6 protein-coding genes are annotated in these 7,644 nt (G+C 43.6%); 3 read left to right on the top strand and 3 right to left on the bottom strand.

What is annotated here, in order from left to right:
- The first annotated feature begins 203 nt into the window (after positions 1-203).
- Genes ACZW67_RS13835 through ACZW67_RS13825 form a run of 3 tightly spaced genes read left to right on the top strand, consistent with a single transcriptional unit; the run spans position 204 to position 3,877 of the window.
- A complete protein-coding gene (locus tag ACZW67_RS13835) occupies positions 204-1,403 on the top strand; it encodes an HlyD family secretion protein (RefSeq protein WP_465183735.1) in 1,200 nt (399 codons plus the stop codon).
- Positions 1,404-1,406: 3 nt separating this feature from the next.
- Complete coding sequence (locus tag ACZW67_RS13830; protein WP_465183734.1) at positions 1,407-2,681, top strand: ABC transporter permease; 1,275 nt, start codon at positions 1,407-1,409, stop codon at positions 2,679-2,681.
- The gene (locus tag ACZW67_RS13825; protein WP_465183733.1) at positions 2,681-3,877 is read left to right on the top strand and encodes an ABC transporter permease; all 1,197 of its coding nucleotides are present in this window, start codon (positions 2,681-2,683) and stop codon (positions 3,875-3,877) included. The genes ACZW67_RS13830 and ACZW67_RS13825 overlap by 1 nt, the downstream gene beginning before the upstream one ends.
- Before the next feature lie 131 nt (positions 3,878-4,008).
- Here ACZW67_RS13825 and sthA read toward each other — a convergent pair whose 3' ends face one another.
- From sthA to ppsR, 3 genes are all read right to left on the bottom strand, one after another.
- Positions 4,009-5,658 (bottom strand): Si-specific NAD(P)(+) transhydrogenase, encoded by a 1,650-nt coding sequence (sthA, locus tag ACZW67_RS13820; RefSeq protein ID WP_465183732.1) that lies wholly within the window; start codon positions 5,656-5,658, stop codon positions 4,009-4,011.
- A 78-nt stretch (positions 5,659-5,736) separates the two neighbouring features.
- Complete coding sequence (locus tag ACZW67_RS13815; RefSeq protein WP_465183731.1) at positions 5,737-6,132, bottom strand: DUF4377 domain-containing protein; 396 nt, start codon at positions 6,130-6,132, stop codon at positions 5,737-5,739.
- An 81-nt stretch (positions 6,133-6,213) separates the two neighbouring features.
- Positions 6,214-7,110, bottom strand: coding sequence for a posphoenolpyruvate synthetase regulatory kinase/phosphorylase PpsR (ppsR, locus tag ACZW67_RS13810; RefSeq protein WP_110923067.1), 897 nt, complete (start codon positions 7,108-7,110; stop codon positions 6,214-6,216).
- Positions 7,111-7,644: the final 534 nt, after the last annotated feature.

The following is a 7,644-nucleotide window of genomic DNA, read 5'->3' as shown; positions in this document are numbered from 1 at the left end:
TCAATTAGATTGTGAGGCTTAAAATGAGAAAAATTGTAGATAAACAAGGAAGGAATTGCCGTTAATATGAACATATTGACAAAATTACTGACGATATTTAGCAAAATTTAGCCATTTTAAGGCCACTAAATGTGCTAATTGATGACACGCCTGAATTATAAACCCTTTATTTTCAACTTTGTTGCTTTAGGAATCTCACCGTCATGACTGAATTTCCAAACGAATCAGACCACTCACAAAAATCAGCTGATTCAACCGAGCCAGTAGTCTCTCAAGATGGCCAAACTTCAGTTGATGCTGCAGAAGATATGCCTGAATCTCAACAAGAGCAGACAGTGCCTCACTATAAGCGCGATGCAGCAAAAGCTGATAAATCTGCCATGATAAAAAAGGGGCTTCTAGCACTATTTATTTTGATTGTATTAGGCATGGTGGCTTACGGTCTATATAAGAGTAATCAGCACAGTGAACCTGAAGTGATCACCTTACAAGGACAGATGCAAATGCAGCAAACGTCCATCGCTGCAAAAGTACCGGGGCGTATTTCTAAAATCTTGGTCACAGAGGGTGATGCTGTCACCGCTGGTCAACAGCTTATTGAAATGGACTCGCCTGAGATTAATGCCAAAATTGATCAAGCACGTGCTGGCAAGCAAATGGCACAAAGCCAGTTAGATAAAGCAGAGAATGGTGCCCGCCCACAAGAAATCGCTCAGGCAAAAGCGGCATGGCAAGCCAATAAAGCGGCATCGGACTTGGCAGAAAACACCTATCAACGTGTCAATCGTCTGTATGAAGAAGGACTAATGGCACGACAAAAACGCGATGAAGCGTACGCTCAATATCTCGCTACCCAAGACCAAACTGAAGCAGCACGCTTGCAATACGACTTGGCGATGGAAGGCGCACGTAGTGAAGACAAATCAGCTGCCACGGCACAAGTGGCACAAGTCGATGCAAAACTTGATGAAGCCCTAGTCGCAAAAGATGAAGCCAATTTACGAAGCCCAATAGCAGGTATCGTGGACAATGTCATTGTCAATGCTGGCGAAGTCATCGGTCAAGGTGTGCCGTTGCTCACGTTGGTCGATACCAACGACCAATGGGTGGTGCTTAATGTCACTGAGACGTACTTGAACCAGTTGGCGATTGGACAGCAGTTTACGGGGACAATTCCAGCGCTATCCTCGGCAAATAAACCTTATACGAAACAATTTACCGTTTACGCCACTTCGACGTTGTCTGACTTTGCCACTTGGCGTCCGACCAATAATGATGATGGTTTTGATGTCCGTACCTTTGAGGTAAAAGCACGCCCAACGACACCTGATGCACGGATTCGCTCAGGCATGAGTGTCGTTGTGCGCATCAACCCTACTCTTACTAATAAAAGCCCAGAGTAGCCCATGCGCCTGACCAAGCTAAGTGGGGCTTTCTTACGTAGTGCTGCCTATGAGCGACGGTTTTTAGCCAAAAACCCGTGGGACTTAGCCATGGTAGTTTGGATACCATTAGCAACGGTGCTGCTGATTTGGTGGATATTTTCACAAACTCAAATTACGGATTTGCCCATTGGAGTCATAGATCGAGACAACAGCCCAGTTGCCAATACGGCTGTACGATACTTAGAAGCCAGTCCGACGCTGATGGTAAAACAACTTTATGCCTCAGAATCTGATGCAGAGGCCGCTATCTTGCAACGCGATATCTATGCAGTCCTCATTATTCCTGAAGACTTCTCTCGTAATATTTTATCTGGCAATCCCGCCCCGTTGGTGTTGCAAGTAAACGCGCAGTACGGTACGCATTCGGGCATTATTCAAACCAGCGTGCAAACGGTTGCTAGCACATTGTCAGCAGGTGTCGAGATACAGCGTTTGGTTAAGCAAGGTATGGCACCCTCACAAGCGGCAATTGCCTACTCGCCGATTAGCATACAACGTATCAGCCTGTTCAATGCTGCGACCAACTATCAACAGTTTTTGGCCTCAACTGTCATTCCTGCCCTGCTGCATATCTTGGCAATGGTGATTGGTGCAACGACGATAGGCCGTGAGCTACGTGATAAGAAAATCGGTCACTGGTACGATGTTATTACTAATAGCAATGTTGATGAAAACCAGCATGACATTACTAATGAAAAAACAGGCTCTTCTGAGAATGGCACTCAGTCCAGACAAGTGTGTATTTCAATATTGTTGTTTGGATTATTGGGTAAGTATTTTTGGCCATTATTGGCTTATAGCATCTGGTCGATGGTGGCACTTTGGTTTGCCGCACCGCAAGCGTCCGTTGCTATTAGCTCGATTATTGTCACTTATATTGGTCTATTACTATTGATGATGCTCTCGTTCTTTCTCGGTGCTATCTTAACGTTAAATTCGTTTTCATTACGCATGGGCTTGTCTTCTACTGGTTTCATCTCAGCCCCTTCTTATGCATTTGCAGGTGTGACTTTTCCGTATATCGCCATCAGTGACAATGCTCAGCATTGGTCAGATGTGCTCCCGCTTACCCATTACTTAAAATTGCATATTGCACAGTTACAAATGCATGCGCCTGCTGCGGTGTCATTACCGATTGTCTATGGACTTACCCTAGCCACGACGATTGCGATGCTCCTGACCACATTATTGACCAAACGGGCGTTGGCACATCCTGAACGCTGGGGAGCACGCTAATGCCAGTTTCACCGAAAGAGAATGCGTCCACGACTGATGCAAAATTACACGCACAGACGCAGAATTTTCTTGGTGGGTTTTTGCAAACCCTAAAAGACATCTTTACTGATAAAGGCGTTCTTTTACTGTTGATGATTGCTCCTATTATTTACGGTTTCTTTTATCCTTGGCCGTACTCAACCGAAGTCATCAATCATGTGCCCGTTGGCATTATTGATTATGACAATAGCAATCTGTCACAGACTATCGTTCGTTATGCGAGCGCTAGCCCGCAGTTAGATACAGAGCGTTTTCTAAATGAGCAAGATGCGCAACAAGCCATATGGTCAGATGAAATCGCTGGATATATGGTTATCCCAAGCGGGCTTGAGCAACAAGTCATGTCTGGCAAAAAGGCCAGCGTCAGTGTATTGGGCAATGGCGGTTATTTTTTATTAAATAAAAATGTCCAGATGGGATTTTTGAAAGCCGTTAGTACGGTGTCAGCAGGTATCGAGGTTAAGAAAAGCGTGGCTCAAGGCATTTACCCAACGACCGCGACGGCCAATACCCAAGCGGTGCCATTGCAAATTATACCTTTATACAACCAAACTGAAGGATATGGTGCATACGTCGTGCCAGCCGTGTCTATTCTGATTTTGCAACAAACGCTTTTGATGTCAACGACGATGTTGATTGGTACATGGTATGAGCAGCGTCGTCATAGGACTACTATCCGTGGATGGCTTGGTCGTATTGCAGCGCTTAGTATGTGCAGCTTTATCATCGGCTGCTTTTATTATGGTTGGGCATTTGAGCTGCATCATTATCCGCGAGGACAGAACATGCTCGGCAGCTTATTGTTTCTACTGTTGTTTTGTCCAACCGTGGCAACTCTTGGCTGTGTATTGGGGTTATGGTTTCGCCAACGTGAACGTGGTATGCAGATTCTCATCTTCAGCTCTCTGCCCATGTTTTTTATCAGTGGCTATCCGTGGCCAGCTGACCAATTACCCGCATTTTTGCAAGTCATACGCTGGTTGATACCCACGACACCTGGCGTCAACACATCGGTACAGCTTAACCAAATGGGTGCGAGCGTCTCACAGGTCGCTATTGGGTTTTATGCACTTGCCGCTCTATGGCTATTTTACTTTATGCTGCTTATGCTTATTCGCTGGTATCACACTGATAAACAAGGTCAGACAGTCGCATAAAAAATAGCTCGATTAAAAGTTCTGCGTATATACTTGAATTAATGAATAAGCCACAAAAAAGCGCCTGCACTATTAATAATATAGTAACAGGCGCTTTTTTATTGATATGACTTTATTTAAATAAGCTTGTTTTAAAAGACGCGATTCAAACCGTTCAATGCCGCAACACGATAGGCTTCTGCCATCGTTGGATAGTTGAAAGTTGTATTCACAAAGTACTCAAGCGTGTTATTGCTCTTACACTTCATAACTGCCTGACCGATATGGATAATCTCTGACGCATGGTTGCCATAGCAATGGATACCCAAGATTTCTAGCGTATCACGATGGAACAAAATCTTTAGGACGCCCGAACGTTCACCGATGATTTGTGCACGTGCCAGATGTTTAAAGAATGCCTGACCCACTTCATAAGGGACTTTTTCATCCGTCAGTTCTTGCTCGGTTTTACCAATACAAGAGATTTCAGGAATCGTATAGATACCAGTCGGTACGCTAGATACTGGCTCAGCATCGTCGTCGCCTACCATAAAGGCAGCGGCACATCGCCCTTGGTCATAGGCAGCAGAGGCCAAAGAAGGCCAACCGATCACATCACCAGCGGCATAGATATTTTCGATACCAGTGCAATAAGTATCATCGACTTTTAGCTGACCACGGCTATTGGCTTTTAGACCAACAGCTTCTAGATTTAAGCCTTCTGTATTACCCGAGCGACCATTTGACCACAGGATGGCATCAGATTTGATGCGCTTACCACTCTTCAAGTGCAAGACTACATAATCATCGTGTGTCTCAAGGTAATCAATCTCTTCATTACTACGGATGAGTACACCAAACTGTCTAAAGTCATGCGCGATAGCATCACTAATTTCACTGTCTAGATAATTGAGCAGCTGATCTTGGTTATTAATTAAGTCAACCTTGTAACCAAGGCCCGTAAAGATAGACGCATACTCACAACCGATCACGCCTGCACCATAAATGATGATTTTTTTGACGACATAATCCATTTGCAGGATTTTATCAGAATCAAAAACGCGTGGATGATCAAAGTCTAGAATGTCAGGACGGTAAGGACGGCTACCGACGGTGATAATGGCTTTATTGAAAGTAATGGTTTCAAAAACATTGTCATCGGTTTCAATGCGCAGCGTGTGCTCATCAACGAAACTTGCCCACCCTTGAATCACTTCAATACGGTTGCGCTCATAGAACCGTGTATGCGTACTGACTTGACGACGTATTACTTGACGGGCTTTGGCCAGCACTTCATTTAGCGGTACTTGCTTATATTCCATCGCCTTGGTAAACATCGGATCACGGCGAAAGTTGATCAAGTTAAATACTGATTGGCGCAATGCTTTACTTGGGATGGTACCCACATGAGTAGAGTTACCGCCCACTTGGTCACGCGGATCAACAACTACGACTCTTTTGCCAGACTTAGTCAGCTTCATGGCAGCAGCTTCACCAGCAGGGCCTGCTCCTAAAATAACTGCGTCATATTCATATGCATGATCATCGCTTTTTAGGCGGCGAGAGTCTTTGGCAAAACCAGATTTGACATCGATTCGTGTGTCATCAAGTGGATTCACAAGATCAGGGTGATGTATAAAATCATCAGTGACTTGCTCGTGAGTCTGTTCAATGTTTTGTTGTTTATTTTTGCCTTCAGTGTGCTCAGGATTAGGTATGTGACCATCCGCTTTATTAGATACTTCGGTATGGGTATCTTCACCGATATCATTAGTCGCGTCGCTTGGTTTTTTACTTCCCATCGTATCCTCTTTATATTTACTGGTTTATTTGATATCTAGACCGTGAGTGAGTCAATAGTTAAATGAGTCAGAGTCACATTATTGAGGGCTGCTCACCATACGTTGTGACACAATATTTTGTAATGTCCAATACCCAGTGAGACTCTGCTTTCCCTCATCGATCTGCGGGCGAGCACTGATGATATATTCAGTGCCAAGCGTTGGCTGAAAGTCTTCAATCCAATCATAAGGAATCTGAAACACACTACCGTCTTTGGACTTGGCCAGCAGACACTGCATCGGTAATGCGGAGGCACAGGCTACACGATTTGGCATAATCGTTAACGTTTGTGCATCACCCAATACGATGGACGGCACATAACGCGGCTCAGGTACTGGCTCACGCGATGTCTGACAAGCCGTCAGCAATGTCGCTATGCTCAGTAAGCTCGCCAGTAATAAAGGGGTTTTGCTAGATTTATAAGCTGAACTCATAATGTTCTCTATATGATAATGAGATTATATTGAACCGACTATAGTCAAATCGATTAACATTTGATTTGATTAAACGAATCCTTAACCAATACGACGTTTGAGGCCTGTCTTCTGTAAAATACGAGTCGCAATTTCTTCAACAGACATCTCAGACACATCCAAACTTGGAATACCATGAGTGATATAAATGCCTTGTATCGCGCGCTGCTCTTGCTGACATTGCTGATAGCTCGAATAACGACTGCCTGCACGGCGCTCTTGGCGGATTTTTACTAAGCGATCTGTATCGATGAGCAAGCCAAATAATTTGTCTTTATGCTCACGCAATGCTTTTGGTAATTGATTGTCGTACAAATCATCTTCAGTCAAAGGATAGTTAGCGGCTCGAATACCGAACTGTAATGCTAAGTATAAAGAGGTTGGCGTTTTGCCCGAGCGAGAGACCCCAACCAAAATAATATCAGCGGCATTATAGTGACGGGTACGCGCACCATCATCATTGTCTAAGGCAAAATGAACGGCATCGATACGTTCTTTATAGGTCTCAGAATCGACATTATCGTGGGCATGGCCTGAATGTCCATCTGGCTCTACGCCTGTCTCTTCTGCGACACGGCCGATCAAACCCTCATACATATCCAAATTACAGCTTTGTGCCGCATTAATTTTTTCACGGATATCAGGGTTAACAATCGTATCAAACACTAGAGGCAAAAACCCATCTCGTTGATAGGCCATATTAATTTGCTCAACGGCGTCTTCTGCACGCTCAATACTGTCTACATAAGGCAATACGCGTGTCTCAAATGGTATTGAAGCAAACTGACTCAAAATAGCACGGCCAAGCGTCTCAGCCGTAATGGCTGTTCCATCTGAGATAAAAAAAGCTGTTCTAACCGTTTGAGAGCTGTCCAAATTCAATGCATGATGATTTTGGATAGTGGATTTGACTGGTTCAGATGGATTGCTTGAGTACATAACGTTGACACCTCAATTAGAAACACTCATGGTAATCTTTATTTGATTTTTATTTTCAGTCTACTTTAGACTCACCTAACTCTCGATATAAGCACTGAAAGTGGACACCCATATAATGGCAGGTCTACCTTCTTGATGCCCTACATTATACGCATAATAGCCAACTAATAGAAATCGCTGTTACAGGCATACACTTAGAAAGTGTGTTGCCATTTACATTGAACTCTTACTTAAAACTTGCACTGTCTTTGAGGTTATTGTCATCAGTAACACTATTTGGAGTAACACATACTTCCTCGTATATAGTTGATTCAATTTAAAAGAGAGTCAAGGCAACTGAGTGCAAATGTACGTGCAATACTTCAAGCGAGGTTAACGCTGTAGCTCGTTTATAAAGAATTGACTATAGTAGCTGAATGAATCGTTAAGTAAGTTTATCTCCTATATAAAGGTATTAATTATAAATGCATACGAATAAAGTCTATTGCACACCCTAAACGACATATTTTTGAATGAATTTATGATTTATAAATA

This window comes from Psychrobacter sp. TPE 89C, from assembly GCF_055522395.1.
Note: the sequence above shows the minus strand (reverse complement) of the source record. Positions and strands in the feature narration are given on the sequence as shown.